At 42.9% G+C, this 15,556-nt stretch carries 14 protein-coding genes; 8 read left to right on the top strand and 6 right to left on the bottom strand.

From position 1 onward, the window contains the following. The first annotated feature begins 601 nt into the window (after positions 1-601). Entirely contained in the window at positions 602-1,900 is a 1,299-nt protein-coding gene (locus H9630_RS11375; protein ID WP_191715612.1) for an L-lactate MFS transporter, read from the top strand. A 282-nt stretch (positions 1,901-2,182) separates the two neighbouring features. Here the strand turns inward: H9630_RS11375 and pgeF are convergent, their stop codons facing one another. The 3 genes from pgeF to H9630_RS11390 form a co-directional block, all read right to left on the bottom strand. Then, a complete protein-coding gene (gene pgeF / locus H9630_RS11380; protein WP_191715613.1) occupies positions 2,183-2,941 on the bottom strand; it encodes a peptidoglycan editing factor PgeF in 759 nt (252 codons plus the stop codon). 131 nt (positions 2,942-3,072) lie between these two features. Continuing rightward, positions 3,073-4,203: an alanine dehydrogenase gene (gene ald, locus H9630_RS11385; RefSeq protein ID WP_191715614.1), complete on the bottom strand. Its 1,131-nt coding sequence runs from the start codon at positions 4,201-4,203 to the stop codon at positions 3,073-3,075. A 120-nt stretch (positions 4,204-4,323) separates the two neighbouring features. Beyond that, the gene (locus H9630_RS11390) at positions 4,324-5,565 is read right to left on the bottom strand and encodes a PucR family transcriptional regulator (protein WP_191715615.1); all 1,242 of its coding nucleotides are present in this window, start codon (positions 5,563-5,565) and stop codon (positions 4,324-4,326) included. 300 nt (positions 5,566-5,865) lie between these two features. On the opposite strand from H9630_RS11390, the gene H9630_RS11395 reads away from it, so the two are divergent. After that, positions 5,866-6,330 carry a macro domain-containing protein gene (locus H9630_RS11395; RefSeq protein ID WP_191715616.1) on the top strand — a complete coding sequence of 155 codons (465 nt, stop codon included), beginning with the start codon at positions 5,866-5,868 and terminating at the stop codon, positions 6,328-6,330. 244 nt (positions 6,331-6,574) lie between these two features. Here the strand turns inward: H9630_RS11395 and H9630_RS11400 are convergent, their stop codons facing one another. After that, a complete protein-coding gene (locus H9630_RS11400; protein WP_191715617.1) occupies positions 6,575-7,261 on the bottom strand; it encodes a GIY-YIG nuclease family protein in 687 nt (228 codons plus the stop codon). 577 nt (positions 7,262-7,838) lie between these two features. Between H9630_RS11400 and H9630_RS11405 the strand changes: the two genes are divergently transcribed. From H9630_RS11405 to H9630_RS11420, 4 genes are all read left to right on the top strand, one after another. Beyond that, the gene (locus H9630_RS11405) at positions 7,839-8,330 is read left to right on the top strand and encodes a DUF1648 domain-containing protein (RefSeq protein ID WP_191715618.1); all 492 of its coding nucleotides are present in this window, start codon (positions 7,839-7,841) and stop codon (positions 8,328-8,330) included. Positions 8,331-8,514: 184 nt separating this feature from the next. Further along, a complete protein-coding gene (locus tag H9630_RS11410; RefSeq protein ID WP_191715619.1) occupies positions 8,515-9,114 on the top strand; it encodes a TetR/AcrR family transcriptional regulator in 600 nt (199 codons plus the stop codon). A 306-nt stretch (positions 9,115-9,420) separates the two neighbouring features. Continuing rightward, positions 9,421-10,893, top strand: coding sequence for a PTS mannitol transporter subunit IICB (locus tag H9630_RS11415; protein ID WP_191715620.1), 1,473 nt, complete (start codon positions 9,421-9,423; stop codon positions 10,891-10,893). Positions 10,894-10,932: 39 nt separating this feature from the next. Continuing rightward, a complete protein-coding gene (locus tag H9630_RS11420) occupies positions 10,933-11,370 on the top strand; it encodes a PTS sugar transporter subunit IIA (protein WP_191715621.1) in 438 nt (145 codons plus the stop codon). A 426-nt stretch (positions 11,371-11,796) separates the two neighbouring features. Here H9630_RS11420 and H9630_RS11425 read toward each other — a convergent pair whose 3' ends face one another. Together H9630_RS11425 and H9630_RS11430 are read right to left on the bottom strand one after the other, a co-directional pair. Next, positions 11,797-11,994 carry a hypothetical protein gene (locus H9630_RS11425; protein WP_191716078.1) on the bottom strand — a complete coding sequence of 66 codons (198 nt, stop codon included), beginning with the start codon at positions 11,992-11,994 and terminating at the stop codon, positions 11,797-11,799. Between the two features lie 228 nt (positions 11,995-12,222). Continuing rightward, positions 12,223-12,912 (bottom strand): TetR/AcrR family transcriptional regulator, encoded by a 690-nt coding sequence (locus H9630_RS11430; protein ID WP_191715622.1) that lies wholly within the window; start codon positions 12,910-12,912, stop codon positions 12,223-12,225. 174 nt (positions 12,913-13,086) lie between these two features. Here H9630_RS11430 and H9630_RS11435 point away from each other — a divergent pair, with 174 nt between their 5' ends. Together H9630_RS11435 and H9630_RS11440 are read left to right on the top strand one after the other, a co-directional pair. Then, positions 13,087-13,824 carry an SDR family oxidoreductase gene (locus H9630_RS11435; protein ID WP_191715623.1) on the top strand — a complete coding sequence of 246 codons (738 nt, stop codon included), beginning with the start codon at positions 13,087-13,089 and terminating at the stop codon, positions 13,822-13,824. A 104-nt stretch (positions 13,825-13,928) separates the two neighbouring features. Then, on the top strand, positions 13,929-15,401 hold the full coding sequence (locus H9630_RS11440; RefSeq protein ID WP_191715624.1) for an aldehyde dehydrogenase family protein: 1,473 nt from the start codon (positions 13,929-13,931) through the stop codon (positions 15,399-15,401). Positions 15,402-15,556: the final 155 nt, after the last annotated feature.

Raw genomic sequence — 15,556 nt, forward strand, 5'->3', positions numbered from 1 at the left:
GCCGACATATGTAAGTGTGTCATCAATGATCGAGCTGATCGCGGATTGGGTTGCTACTACACCTTCTAAACCTTTTGTTGCTGTCATTAAAATCGCTCCTTTAATCTGATTCAAGTTCCCAGTCCTGCCGCAAAACCGATTTATTGTAATAGTCAGTAAAGCGTTTACATTTTCAGAATTTTTGTAAGTCTTTAGCAGGTCAAGACCGTAACTCGGGGTATCTGTGACTATTCTGTGTTATTTATTTACTTTAACTTATTTGAATAAAAAAACTGTTTAAAATGTCTGTGATTGCAGAAATCATGCTTAAAGCAGAATATTCAATAGTTAAAGAAGAGAATATTCTAAAAAAGTAATATTGACCAACATATCACGTGTATAAAAACAACAAAAATAGAGTTTTCTAGATTATTTCAAATTTTTTAAAAAATATTAATAGACATTTCTTCTTACAGCCGCAAGGATTCACGACATTTCAGCTGCAAATGGAAATAAATATTTTCAAAAATACCCTTGTATTATTTTGCAATAGCATATATTCTCTTTAGAATCGCTTCTAAAACGTTGAAGCAGATAAAAATGGTTTAAAGGAGGATTTTTAATGGGCAAAACAAAAAACAGATGGCTGATTGCTTTAGCAGCCATAGCGATTCAATTATCCATTGGAGCGGCTTATGCCTATAGCGTCTACACAACACCGATCAGCGCTGAAATGGGCTGGGCACCTAAAGAAATTACGTATGCTTTCACCATTATGATGGCACTTGGAGGAATCTCCGCTGCATTCTTCGGAGGATTTGTTGAGAAGAACGGTCCACGGAGATCAGCAATTTTAGCAGCTTTCCTATTCGGTATCGGACAAGCTGGAGCAGGCTTTGCTGTTCAAATTGATTCACTGGTTTTATTCCTTCTTACATACGGTTTGTTAAGTGGACTTGGATTAGGGGTAGGCTATATTGCACCTATTTCCACTCTTGTTAAATGGTTTCCGGACCGCAGAGGATTGGCTACAGGAATGGCTGTTATGGGCTTCGGCGCAGGAGCTTTGATTACAGCACCTGTTGCAGCCAACCTGATGGAGTCATTTGGCGTCAGCACTACCTTCTACATGTTAGGCATCAGCTATTTTATCTTGATCATCTTGGGTGCTTCATACATCGCACCGCCGCCTGTAAACTGGATGCCAGCTGGTATGCAGCAAGCAATTGATTCGGGCAAAAAAGTAATGAAAAAGGATTTGGCGCAATTGACTGCTAAAGAAGCAGTCAAGACTCGCCGCTTCTGGATGGTCTGGTCGATGATGCTGATCAATGTCAGTGCGGGCATCATGATCATCTCGGTGGCATCACCGATGTCACAGGAATTAATCGGACTTTCTGCAGCAGGCGCTGCTACGTTAGTCGGTATCATGGGAATCTTTAATGGCGGCGGCCGACTCGGGTGGGCGGCAATTTCCGATTACATCGGACGGCCAACAGTCTTCACCATTTTCTTCGCTCTTCAAATAGTGGCATTCACGATGCTTCCAAACATCACACATGTATTGGTATTCCAAGCGTTGATTTTGGTAGTTGTCAGCTGTTACGGCGGAGGATTCTCCAACTTGCCAGCATTTGTCGGAGATCTTTTTGGAACCAAACAATTGGGTGCAATCCACGGTTATTTATTGACAACTTGGTCGATGGGCGGCATTATCGGACCTGCTATCGTTTCGCAAGTCAGAGAACGTACAGGCAGCTATGAACCGGTTTTCTACATTTTCATCGTTTTGGTTTCCATTGCTTTCTTGATTTCGTTATTGATCCGTTGGGATATCAAACGAATTGAAGGACATCCGAAAGCGGAGAAAACACAAAAATCTGCTTCAAAAGGACTTAATCTTCAAGAGGGAAATAACTAAAAGAATTAGTTCTATTGTTGTTATTTCGATAGAAGAAAAATGATATAAAAGTCATGATTTAAAAATGCTGTAGTTTCGCTTATAAAGCACCAATAAGCAAAAGATCCGTTTTCGAAAACCTTTAAGGTCTTCTGAAAACGGATTTTTTGTCTATATCATAGTTTGTAAATCACCGATATGAAGAGGATTTGCACCCTGGCAACATAAAATGACATATATATATAAAGGGTTCAGGTTCTTATTTGATTGTTTGTCCAGAAATTTCTTGTGCGTAGCCTAATGTCATTTTTTCATTGCAAATATCAAATGTCTGCCGCTATTCCTATTTTCACGGTATGAGAAGCCATCAGGGCTTGAAAAGGTACATGTTCTATCGATATCAATCTGTTCGGAAGGTATACCGGCAAGCTCGCATTGTCTTTTTACAACGGCTTGATTGTCGATATGGTATTTGCTTGATGCATTATTATAAAACATGAATTCAGAAGCATAGCCGAGGGCATCGAATTTGAAATAGACGTCTTGATCCACTTCAAATTTTTGTTGGCTGATGGCGGACCCAATTTGAATTTCAAGGTCATCCGGGTCGGATTTCTCGACCTCGATCAGTTGCTGAAGCAACTTCAATGTGATCTCTTTGATGGTACCTTGCCAGCCGGAATGGATGACGCCGACCAAGCCGGTTTTCCGGTCGCGGATAATGACAGGTACACAATCAGCTGCAAAACTGCATAATACAAGGCCGGAATCATAGGTATATAGCGCATCGGTGTCCGCAAAGGCGTCTTTTGCATCAATTGCTCCGCGACCGCTGTCTGCTTTAGAGACGCGCCGAAAATTGGCGCTATGCGTTTGATTGGCGCATATGAAATGGGCGAGCGGAGTGTTCAGGTGGTGTGCCAGTTTTTCACGATTGGCCAAAACCATTTGTGGATTTTCACAGGCATGCAGCGCCATGTTATTGTTTTCAGGCTCGGCAGCGTCTTTTTGTGTCATGCCGGCTATAAAGCTTTCTTCATTTGCATAGAATTTCAGTTTCATTTTCATCACCTTTCTTACATATAGAGTAACAGAAAGTAAATGCAGAGGAAGACAGATGCAGCTCTTTAGTTTATTGCACAAAAAAGCCCTCCCTGAAAAATTACAGGGGAGGGCTGTTTGTGGTGTATGTCTTATACCAATGAAGCAGGTTTCGCTAAGGCTTCATCAACTGAAACAAAATCAAAGCCAAGGTCTTTAGCTACTGCTTCATAAGTGACGCTGCCGTTTGCTGTGTTGACGCCAAGCTTCAATGCCGGGTTTTCTGCGATCGCTTTCTGTACGCCTTTATTGGCCATTTGCAGTGCATAACCAACTGTGACATTCGTCAAAGCGATTGTCGACGTGCGTGGAACTGCGCCAGGCATATTAGCTACCGCGTAATGGACTACATCGTGTTTTACATACGTCGGATCATCATGTGTGCTGATGCGGTCTGTTGTTTCGAAGATTCCGCCTTGATCGATGGCGATATCTACGACAACAGAGCCAGGGTTCATGGATTGAACCATTTCTTCTGTCACCAATTTCGGTGCTTTCGATCCCGGAATGAGGACTGCTCCGATAACCAGATCAGATTCTTTCACCGCTTCTGCGATATTGAATGGATTGGAAATCAATGTCGTCACATCAGTTCCAAAAATATCATCCAATTGGCGAAGGCGTTCCGGGCTCAAGTCAATGACCGTTACTTGTGCGCCAAGGCCGATTGCCATTTTCGCAGCATTCGTCCCTGCAACTCCACCGCCGATGATTGTCACTTTGCCGCGTTGCACACCTGGTACACCAGACAATAAGATTCCTTTGCCGCCGTATACTTTTTCAAGGAATTGAGCGCCGACTTGGGCAGCCATCCGGCCAGCCACTTCACTCATAGGCGTCAATAATGGAAGAGTACGGTTAACCGAAACCGTTTCATAAGCGACCGCAGTTACTTTATTGTCTACCAATGCCTTTGTCAATTCAGGTTCAGCAGCAAGGTGAAGGTAAGTGAACAATAACAGGTCTTCACGGAAGTATTTGTATTCAGAAGCAACGGGTTCTTTTACTTTCATGACCATTTCAGCAGACCAGGCTTCCTGGGCTGAGCCAACCATTTTCGCTCCTGTCGCGATGTAATCTTCATCTGTAAAGCTGCTTCCCAATCCAGCACCCGTTTCGATGATGACTTGATGTCCAGCTCTTACAAAAGCGTCGACTCCAGCAGGAGTGATGGCCACTCGGTTCTCGTTGTTTTTGATTTCTTTCGGAATTCCAATAATCATTATTCTTCCCCCTATAAAACGAATGGTGTAGATATCCATAAGTATAGCGGTAACGCTGTTGTTGTTCATTGTATGAAATAAAGAAATAAGTCCGACTCTTTTGTGAAATCTCACAAAAGACTATTTTTCATCAAATTTCCGTGCTTTCAGATCAAGGTAAATGCCCAGTTTTTCATTGACATCGCTTAGACGGATACTGCCTATTTCCGAGATGCGTTTGATGCGGTAGTGAAGCGTATTAGTATGGACAAACAGTTTTTTGGCTGCATCGTTCATATTGCTGTCTTGTTGGATAAAAACTTCCAATGTCTTCAACAGGTTGGAATTATGAAGTCTGTCATAAGTCTCAAGTTTAGCGATGGCAGGATGCTCATATCGCTTAGCGCGTTGGTCTTTATGAAGCACATCCATATACCTGAAAACGCCAAGGCGCCGGAAATGGAAGACGTTTTCGAGCTCCTCAGGAAAGCGTTTCTTCATTTCCAAAACTTTCGATGCTTCCTGGTAACTCGTTTCTGCTTTATCAATATCGCCATAGCTTGTTCCGTAAGCGCCTTCAACATCCAAAATGGAAAAACGGTTGGCCATTTCAGAAATGAAGAAGGATATAAAATCATCAAAGGCTTCGTCTGCTGGCTGTGATGGATGCGGGGAAGCGATCAAAATCAATTCCTCATCCATGACCACTAAAAAGTGATTGATGATTTTCTGGCTGGTGGTGATCAAATAGGAAAGTTGTTCTTCCATTTTTCGGGTGATGTCCTGCTGGAATCGGAAAGTTAAAACTGTAAAACTGTCCGGCATCCGCAGATTCAGGTCATAGAATTTATCATGAATTTCTTTTAAGGATTTGTATTGGCCAGTAAGAAGCTGCCAAAAAAAGTCTTGGTAATTTTCTTCTTTTCGTTTTCGGTTCTGGTACAGCTTCGCCATCAAAGGAGTCGCAGCACTTGCTGCGTCTTTCAAGAGGTCCAATTGCTCATTCATGAGTTTTCGAGGTCCTTCGACGACCCAAATATAGCCTAAAATTTCATTGTTTTTCCGAATGGCAATCGCTACCCGGTCACGCAGCCCAATGTCTTCGATATGGGGGATGCGCAGCGCAGCGTCCGACTGCATCAATTTTGGAATAATTCCTTCTTTCCATAACCGATTAATCACCTTTTCAGGTACGCGCTGCGAAATGATGGTGCCGATCCGAGCAGCATCGGTGTCGTCTTCATGGGAACTGTAAGCATGGAGGCGATGATTCGTATCTTCAATAGTGACTGGACACAGCAGGTTTTCGTGGATGCTGTCGACCAGCTCCTTCAAATCGAAAAAAGATTTCTTGAATGGGTTCTTTGGTGTCATTTCGTTCATGGAGGCGCTCCTTTGACGGTCTTTAATCTTCAAAGCCGTAGTCATTAATCTCTATTATCAGTATAACGAAAAGAGGCGCCTTCCTCTACAGCCGTCAGCTAGAATCAACAGGGATAATATCGGAAAGAGAGGCTTTACATCTTTTGGGGCAAGGTTTATGGTAAAGAAAAGTGATCGGTTCGTTAAAGGGGAATGAAAGGCATCAGGTGAAGAAGTACTTATAACGGGCGTTCTTAGTCGGATTACCAAGGCAGAAGTGTTTCAATCCAAAATAGACAGGACAGAAAGGGGATCATGAACATGCCATTAGAAATAGTCCAAAACGACATTACCAAAATGGAAACGGATGCTATTGTTAATGCGGCCAATTCAGCGCTTCAAATGGGAGGTGGTGTCTGTGGAGCGATTTTCCGGGCAGCAGGTGCGGAACAGTTACAACAGGCCTGTGATGAAATTGGGTATTGTCCGACAGGGAAAGCAGTTTTCACAGAAGGCTTCCGCTTGCAAGCAAAATACATTATTCATACTGTGGGACCAGTGTGGCAGGGCGGTGCGCATGAAGAAGAGAAATTATTGCGTTCTTGCTACCGGAATTCATTGGCGCTGGCAATATCTTTAGATTGCAAGTCGATCGCATTTCCGCTTATTTCTTCAGGAATCTATGGTTACCCGAAAGAACAGGCGCTGGAAACAGCTGTTTCGGAGATTGAGCAATTTTTAGAAACACAAGAACTGCTGGTATATATGGTGCTGTTCAGCAGATAAAGTCACAGCTGATTTCTGGATGATGGCAGAAAGAAACAAGCTGTCTTTCCGGTGATGGGAAGGCAGCTTGTTCCAAGGCTAAGCTTTTAACTATTGTTAAAGTGTTGTGATCGACCGGTTGGTCAATTGGCTGGTATGTTCCACTTCAGTGTCAGACTTTAACGGAGAAGAATTCACCAGGAATGGTCAATAGCACCTCATAGAACTTGGGCATAACGCCGAAGCCCCAAATCACCCCGGAAAATCATTTCGATTTGAGCACACCGCTTTCCACAAGATTATTTAAAGCACCGATGTTTTTAAAACGGAAATAACCGCTTAAGCGGTTCAAGTCTTTTTGCGTCCAGTTTACATATTCTGCATTGAGCTCAAAGTCCGGCTCTAATTTGAGTACCAGGTTTTTTGCGTATTCCACTTGTTTTTGAGTCAACGGCTTTTCATCTGTTTTGGCTTTATTGGCGGAAAGTTGTTTGATCACTTCTGCAGGAGAATTAATGGTTTTGTGGATTTTTTCAGTGTAAATGCCTCGTTTGATCCATCCCAGGTCTTCTCTAGTTAAATTGAACCACTCACCTTCCAGGCGTTTAGCGGAAAAGTGTTGGTGAAAGGCACTTTCGGTCTGATGGTGATCAGCCGTCTTAATAAGGAAAATCAATTTGTTTTCAAAAGGCAATTTGACGTTGAAGACATTCATCCGTCTGTCGATGTGTTTGGTTTTGCCGATTTTGAAGGAGCCGGTCATATATTCCTGAACAAAATAGACATAGCCAGGCGCTTTACCAGGCAATGCCGGTAGCTGAATAATCCGGTCAAGTTCCTGCTGGTTAGAGTCAAAGAGGTAGATTTTCTCTGTATCTATTGTTGGCCTTGAAGCTTCAGTAACAGCGACGGGTCTGGTTTTTGAAAAATTGCTGAAAAATTTCTTGAACATAATGGCACCTCCTCAAGCTGATTGAAAAATCAATGCTTTCCTTATAGTATAATATATATTAGATGGAATTAGAGGGTGTAAGTTCAAAAAATGTAAATTAATTTACTTACAAGGGGATGTCTGGAAAATGGGGGATGCTGATAAAAAATCGGTGGGAATTCTTTAATGATACTGACAGGCATTGAATCGACAAGGTTCCAATATCTCCTGAAATTATACATAGAACAAACTGGACAAAAGAGTTTTACTGGATTAGGCAAAAGTCTGAAAAGCTGAAGGACTTTTTCTGCAATCAGAGTGTTTAAAGAAAACCCGCGAGATTATTTTGCTGATCTGTTAAGTGAAGGAAGCGAAGAAGAAGGGTGCCAGACTTTAGTTTGTAAAACTACTTTTTAGGCAGTCACTGCTAGTCTGGATGCAAAAAATACAGGTGACTAGCTGTACATCGCTCAGTTTTTTCAATTGGTTTTTTGGAAGGAGAAACAAACGGATTTTTGAGGTGCAGTGCTGAACAGCTTGCTATATCTGACTTTGGGAGTTTTTTTAAAAAAAAAGATGGAGAGGGGAGGGGACTTTTTTGAAGGAACAACCGAAAATCGATATTCCGGGTACAGGTTTCGGGAGCTTTTTAAATGCTGTTTCAGTGCTGGTATTTTTAACGATGTTGGTGTATTTATTTGTTCAGTATGGTGCATTGCCTGACCAAGTGCCCGGCCATTATGATGGGGCGGGACAAGTCGACCGTTGGGGAGGAAAAGAAGAATTATTTCTCCTTCCATTAATCGGAGCGGCATTATGGATCGGCATGTCAGTACTTGAAAAATATCCGCATACCTATAATTATTTGAACCTGACAGAAGAGAATGCCGAAGCCCAATATAAAAATGGGCGATTGATGATCAATGTACTGAAGAATGAAATTGTCATCTTGTTCAGCTGGATCAACTTTCAAAATATTCGTGTGGCTCTGGGAGAAGCGGATGGTCTGGGTTCATTCTTCATGCCCGTTTTTCTGGCAGTCATTTTTGGGAGCATCCTGTTCTTTATGATTCGTATGCTGCGGAAGTAGATTATCTTCATCCACAGTCAGCTGTGCACAGTTGCGCACAGCCAAAAAGGGTTATCCACAAATTCTGAAAGTTGTTACTATTTTGATGATACAGTTGTACTGTTTATATAGCGGTCCAAAAAATAGTGTAATACAGTTGTGTTAAAAAGATTGAAAATTATTATTATTCTGATAGTATTGAAATATGCCAAAACTAATTGATCCGATCGAGCGTAAGCAGTTGATTGCACAGGCCACGTGGAAAATCATGCTGGAGCAAGGAAGGGAAAGTGCATCTGTAAGAAAAATTGCAAAGGAGGCCGGTTTGTCGTTAGGTGCAATGCGGTACTACTTTTCTACGCAGGAGGAACTTATGCTTTATGCGGAAGCGCTGGTGTATGAACGCTTGACAGATGCTGCTGCCTCAATATTTCAGGAAGAACTGCCGCCTTTGGAAAAGATCATCAATGTGCTATTGACGTTCTTGCCAACGGATAGTGAACTGGAAACAGAAGCGAAAGTAAGGTTGATTTTTAAAGTTCGTGCCCACCATAAACAAGCAGCTTATAATGAACAGCAGGACGGAGCATTGCAGGCCATTAAAAACATTATGTCCAACTTGATCTTATTGAACATGCTGAAGAAGGACCTGAATGTTCCGTACGAAACTGACAGATTGATCTATTTACTGGATGGCATGGTATTGGATGCGATGGTCAGGCCGGACCAAACCAGCCGGGAACGCCAGCAGGAAATGGTTATCTATCATTTGAATTCCATCTGCAAAGAAGACATAAATTTATAAAACAGAACGGCAGCCATGACAATCCGCTTGTCATGGCTGCCGTTCCGTTATTAGTGATAGGAAAGTCTTTGATAATTAATTAAATTGATTATTCAGAAAAAACTAACATCTAATCATGGTAATATGCTACCATCTAAGTAAAGTTCTATTGTTTTCAGCATTCTTTTCTTCCTTTCCCAGAAAGAGGTGAGAACCGATGTAACGATAGTCGAGATCAGCAGTTTGGAAAAAACGAAATTTCTTTTAACTTCTCTATGTATGGCTTCGTTTTTTTGGAATGATTAATTTCAGAAGAGAGGGATTTATATGGCTGAAGGTAAGAATCGTGCACGGATCCAACGCTTCGGGAGTCATTTAAGTGGAATGATCATGCCGAACATTGGCGCGTTCATCGCTTGGGGGCTCATAACGGCATTATTTATTCCTGATGGTTGGTTGCCTAACGAAGATTTAGCGACCTTGGTTGATCCCATGATTAAATACTTGCTGCCTTTGCTGATCGGTTTTACTGGTGGACGGTTGGTGTATGACTTCCGCGGGGGCGTAGTCGGAGCGACAGCCACCATGGGTGTCATCGTCGGATCTGATATTCCGATGTTTCTAGGTGCCATGATCATGGGGCCGTTAGCCGGATATCTCATGAAATTGGTTGACCGGTTGTTCTTGGATAAAATACGTGCAGGATTTGAGATGCTGTACAATAATTTCTCGGCCGGTATTTTAGCCGCAATTCTAGCGGGGATATCATTGAAAGGAGTCGGGCCAATTGTTAATTCATTGACAAACAGCCTAGCTGCCGGGGTGGAAGTCATTGTCAACAACGGCTTGTTGCCACTGGCGAGCATCATCATTGAACCAGCGAAAATACTATTCCTGAACAATGCCATCAATCACGGTTTATTGAGTCCATTGGGTGTAGAGCAGGCAGCAACGAACGGCAAATCCATTCTGTTTCTTTTGGAGACGAATCCTGGACCAGGTCTAGGCGTCCTGCTTGCCTTCATGATTTTCGGAAAAGGAATTTCCAAGAGTTCAGCACCAGGAGCAGCCATCATCCAATTTCTCGGTGGGATTCATGAAATCTACTTCCCTTATGTGTTGATGAAGCCTCTTTTGCTGCTGGCGGTCATCGGTGGGGGGATGAGCGGTGTGTTCACATTCGTTCTACTGGATGCAGGCTTGGTCGCTACTCCGTCACCCGGCAGCATCTTCGCGCTGCTAGCGCTGACGCCGCAAGGCAATTACGTGGCAGTGGTTCTCGGGGTAATAGTGGCAGCTGCTGTGTCGTTCACCATTGCTTCAGTCATATTGAAAACGACTAAAGACGTGGAAGAAGATCTATCGGCTGCTACAGGCAAAATGGAAGAGATGAAAGGCAAGAAAAGTGCAGCAGCCGGCTATTTGGCCCCTCAGGCTGCGCAAGGTCCGACAGCGGATGCCAACAGTGATGTCCTGCAGGAAGGTGCTGTGGTAACGTCGGATCCGGGCATGAAAAGAGCCGATCAGGTACGGCGAGTCGTTTTTGCCTGTGACGCTGGCATGGGGTCGAGCGCGATGGGTGCATCTTTATTGAAGAACAAATTCAAAAAAGAAAATATTGATATTCCAGTCACCAATACCGCCATCAGCCAATTGCCGGAAGATGCGGATATTGTCGTCACTCATAAAGATCTGACACCGCGCGCCAAAGAAAAATTGCCGCAGGCTGAGCATATTTCTGTCGAAAATTTCATGAATAGTCCAGAATACGACAAACTGGCACAGCGGTTGAAAAAATAACCAGTCATCTAAGTTAAAATTCTGACGGGAGTGATGGAAATGGCAAAAGCCGTATTAAAACGGGAAAACATCAAACTAAATGTCCCACTGTCTACTATGGAAGAAGGCATTCGTTACACAGGAGGAATTCTGGTGGACAATGGCTATGTGGATGCTGGTTATGTAGACAAAATGCTGGAGCGTGAAGGAATGGCTTCTACTTTTATGGGCAATAGCCTGGCGATACCGCATGGTACGGAAGACGCGAAAGCGAATGTGCTGGAAACGGGCATATCCGTAGTCACGGTTCCGGAAGGGATCGATTTTGGAAGTGGCAACATCGCGAAAATCCTGATCGGCATCGCCGGAAAAAACAACGAGCATTTGGAAATTTTATCGAACATTGCAATTGTCTGTTCAGAAGAAGAAAACATCGACAAGATTTTGAACGCCACTTCAGAAGACGAGATTATGGATCTGTTCAGTGAAGTAAGCTGAATTAGGCAGTTTCAGGTTTGGAAACGGCGATCCGCTCAGATGAAAAAAACGATTTTATGAAGTCGGAATAGGTAGGCACTAGCGGGAATCAGTGCCTATTTGTTGCTTAACTATAAGAAATTTATTGCTCAGGCAGCATTTTGGCGTTTATTTAAGAAGGAAATTTTGAACAAATTTCAATTTGGTAATAGTTTGTTCATATTTGTTCTGTATACTGAGACTATGAATAAGTCTTGGAGGTTGATGAAAATGAGCGGAACCTTATTTTATGCTAATCCCAAACCGAAAACAGCGCGTGAAATCGTTGAATTTCTAAAAATGCAGGGCATCAATGCAGAAGTGTGTAAAAAAGCAGATTGTCTATGAAGCGACTCCCAAAAACCCTCGCAGACCTTTGTGGTCTGCGAGGGTTTTTGGGATTTCATATCAATAGCTGAGCGCTTTTTCATACATCCATCTTTTTAGGTTGCCTATTGAATTAAAAGAGATGGCTTCTCCTGTGTCTTTATGTTCTGCTTTTACGATGACATCAAATTCATTGGGAGTAAATGACCAACCGTCCTCCACTAACGCACGCGCCATCTTAACGATCATGCTTGAGCCTTTTATCGAGTCCAAGTTCATTTTCACCATCTCCTTTTTTAAGTAGTTGAACGTAATTATAATCTATTTGTCAGAATTTTAAAACATTTATTACTCGACAATGACAATAATGTGTTTACTGTTTCAATTCTATTCCCAGCAGATTAAAAATCCAAACTTTATTGCTTGGCCGTTAATGAAAGAAAAAAGCTTTGTCACAAATCTGTGACAAAGCTTTTAAGCGGCATAATAAAGAGGGGCAAGTCCAATTTAACTATTTTTTTGAAGTTCTGCAGAATGGTCTTTTGTGAGCTGTCCGACGATAGTGGCCACCACTTTATCGATGTAGGGATCTTTAGTGGCTTTTAAGGAGGCGGACGCAAAAGTACGATGTTTCATGATTTTGTAATAGCCGTACATACTGTCTTCCAATGGCATGTTTTCGTCTGACAAAAACGAAGAGTTCAGTATTTTACCTAGCGCGGCATCGTCCTGTGCCACGATCAATGCCGGATTGAGTAAATTGAAATCCCCATCAATCATCCCATTTTCATAAAAAGCATGGAGGGCGGAAATCCGTTCATTTGATAATTCCAATTTTCTTTCATATAAAGAAGGGCAGGTTATCTTTAATTCATTCAAGTAAATTTCTGAAGCATAAACAGTAGAAAAAGCCGCTTGTTCAAATACACTTGGCAACCGCTGGCTATAGGGATAGCGGGGATTGCTGATGAAATCGTTGCTTCTTTTCAAATACTCAATATAGATTTCGGTGACTTCCAGGATGATGTCTTCTTTTGATGCGAAAAAATTATACAGGGAAGCTCTGCTGATTCCCATTAAACGAGCCAGATCTTGAATCGTCAATGTAATGAATCCTTTTGTCCGAACAGTTTCCATTATTTTTTCAGCATAGGATCGGCGCATGACCCGCCTTTCCTCCGGTGAAATTTTACGCATAAAAACACCCCCATCTTTAGGGAAATTATAGCATATTCAAGCTTAAGGCAGATGGTTAATTTTTCGTCTGCTTGTTTAACAATATCCATGGTGTGGGTAAAGAGGATAAGACCCATTTATTGTAGACTGTTTTTTGGAAAAAAGTCTAAAGTAAAAGAACGGAGATGAACGGATATGACAACAGAAAAAACAGCAATTATTACAGGAGCAAGCAGTGGGATTGGAGAAGCAACAGCTAAAGAATTAGCGGCTCGCGGCTATTCCATCTTACTCGCTGCAAGACGTGAAGAGCGGTTGAAAGAACTGAAAGAAGAAATCGAAGCCGCTGGCGGAAAAGCAGATTATCAGGTAACGGATGTAACTTCTGCAGATGAAATGAAAGCCTTGGCTGATCGGGCAATTGAGAAATATGGAAAAATTGATATATTGGTCAATAATGCCGGTTTGATGCCCTTGTCGTTCATGAATAAGTTGAAAGTCGATGAATGGGATCGGATGGTCGATGTCAACATCAAAGGCGTCCTTTACGGAATCGCTGCAGTCCTGCCAATTATGGAAAAACAGAAGTTCGGCCATATTTTAAATGTTTCTTCAGTAGCCGGCCATACAATTTCCAAAGGCAGTGCAGTTTATAGTGGAACCAAATTTGCAGTGCGCGCCATATCGGAAGGGTTGCGTATGGAAATTGACCCGTCACATGAAATCCGTGTGACTATTGTATCTCCGGGTGCAGTAGCCACAGAATTGACGAATACGATCACCGACGATGATGTGTTGAATGCCTTTAAAGAAGGCGGCCAAATGGAATTGCTCAATGCGCAGGACATCGCCAACGCTATTGCTTACGCTGTAGAGCAGCCGGCGCATGTTGATGTGAACGAGATTCTGATTCGCCCGAGACAACAGCCTTAAAGAGAACCTTCAATCAAAGGGGTTCTTTATCCCCGCTGGATGTTAGTTGTTCCATAATGACCGTTAAAGCGGGGTAAATCGAAACAAGGATGGAGACGATTCAAATGAAAACCGATTTCTCGAAGATCTATATAAATGGTGAATGGATAAAAGGCTCAAGCGACAGCCAAATAAAAAACACGAACCCTTTTACAGGGGAAGAGCTGGTAACTACTCAGGCAGCAGACAAAAACGATTTGGATGCTGCATACAAGGCGGCTGCTGAAGCACAGGTAGCATGGGCTAAAGAATTGCCGCAAACCAAACGCGAAGTCATTGAAAAGGCATTGGAAGTCATGCTGGAAAACAAAGAACTGATCATCGATTGGCTGGTCAAGGAAGCCGGCAGCACAGTCATCAAAGCGACTGTCGAGTTCGGGGCATCCATTAACATTTTAAAGGAAGCTGCAACATTTCCTTTCCGTATGGAAGGCAAGATTCTCCCTTCACAGCATGCTGGCAAGGAAAACAGGGTCTACCGAAATCCTCTGGGCGTCATCGGCATCATCAGCCCTTGGAATTTCCCATTGCACTTGGCGATTCGTTCAATCGCACCTGCCATCGCAATCGGCAACGCGGTGGTCATCAAACCGGCTACTGATACACCTGTAACCGGTGGGCTGTTGTTTGCCAGCATTTTTGAAGCGGCTGGATTGCCTAAAGGTTTGTTGAACGTGGTAGTCGGCCGGGGATCTGAAATCGGTGATGATATCGTTAAGCATCCGACCCCTCGCTTGATTTCCTTTACCGGATCGACGCCTGTCGGCAAACGTATCGGGGAACTTGCTGGCGGCGCGTTGAAAAAAACAGCACTTGAGCTTGGTGGAAATAATAACTTTATTGTATTGGAAGATGCCGATGTAGACCAAGCGGTCGATTCTGCTTTATTCGGCAAATTCTATCATCAGGGACAGATTTGCATGGCCATTAACCGTATTTTCGTTCATCAGGACATTTACGAACAATTTGCTGAAGAGTTTATTGCCCGTGCCGGTAAATTAAAATTCGGCAACCCAGCAGAGCAGGATACACAAGTTGGTCCATTGATCAACCGTGACCAAGTCGACCGCATTCTCAAAGACATTGACGCAAGTGTCGAACAAGGAGCAGAAGTGCGTCTCGGCGGCAACGCTAAAGACAATGTACTCGAACCGACTGTGTTGACTGGCGTAACTAACGACATGCCACTGGCTGAAAACGAAATCTTCGGTCCTGTTGCAATTTTAATTCCGTTCAGCAGTGATGAAGAAGTGATTGACATGGCAAATGCTTATCCATTTGGATTGAGTGGTGCTGTGCATTCAGCGAATATCGAGCACGGAACAAATATTGCACATCAGATTCACACGGGCATGATTCATGTCAATGATCAGCCGGTCAATGATGAAGCGCATATGCCGTTCGGAGGAGAAAAAGATTCAGGGCTCGGCCGCTTTAACGGCGAGTGGGTCTTGGAAGAATTCTCGACGCTCAAATGGCTATCAGTTCAACACCAGCGCCGCCAATATGGTCCTTTTGTCGACAATACAAAAAAATAATAGATGTTTATACATGCAGCCACCTGATTGTGGCTGTATTTTTTTATTAAGTCAAACAGCAGTTATGGATAAACAATCAATTAGCCAATACAAGGGAATAACAAAGAAAGAGTCGAATCCTATATACAATAGTGAATTTGGAAAGAGGAGTTGAT

It is taken from the genome of Planococcus wigleyi, assembly GCF_014836985.1.
In the GTDB taxonomy this organism is placed as follows: domain Bacteria; phylum Bacillota; class Bacilli; order Bacillales_A; family Planococcaceae; genus Planococcus; species Planococcus notacanthi.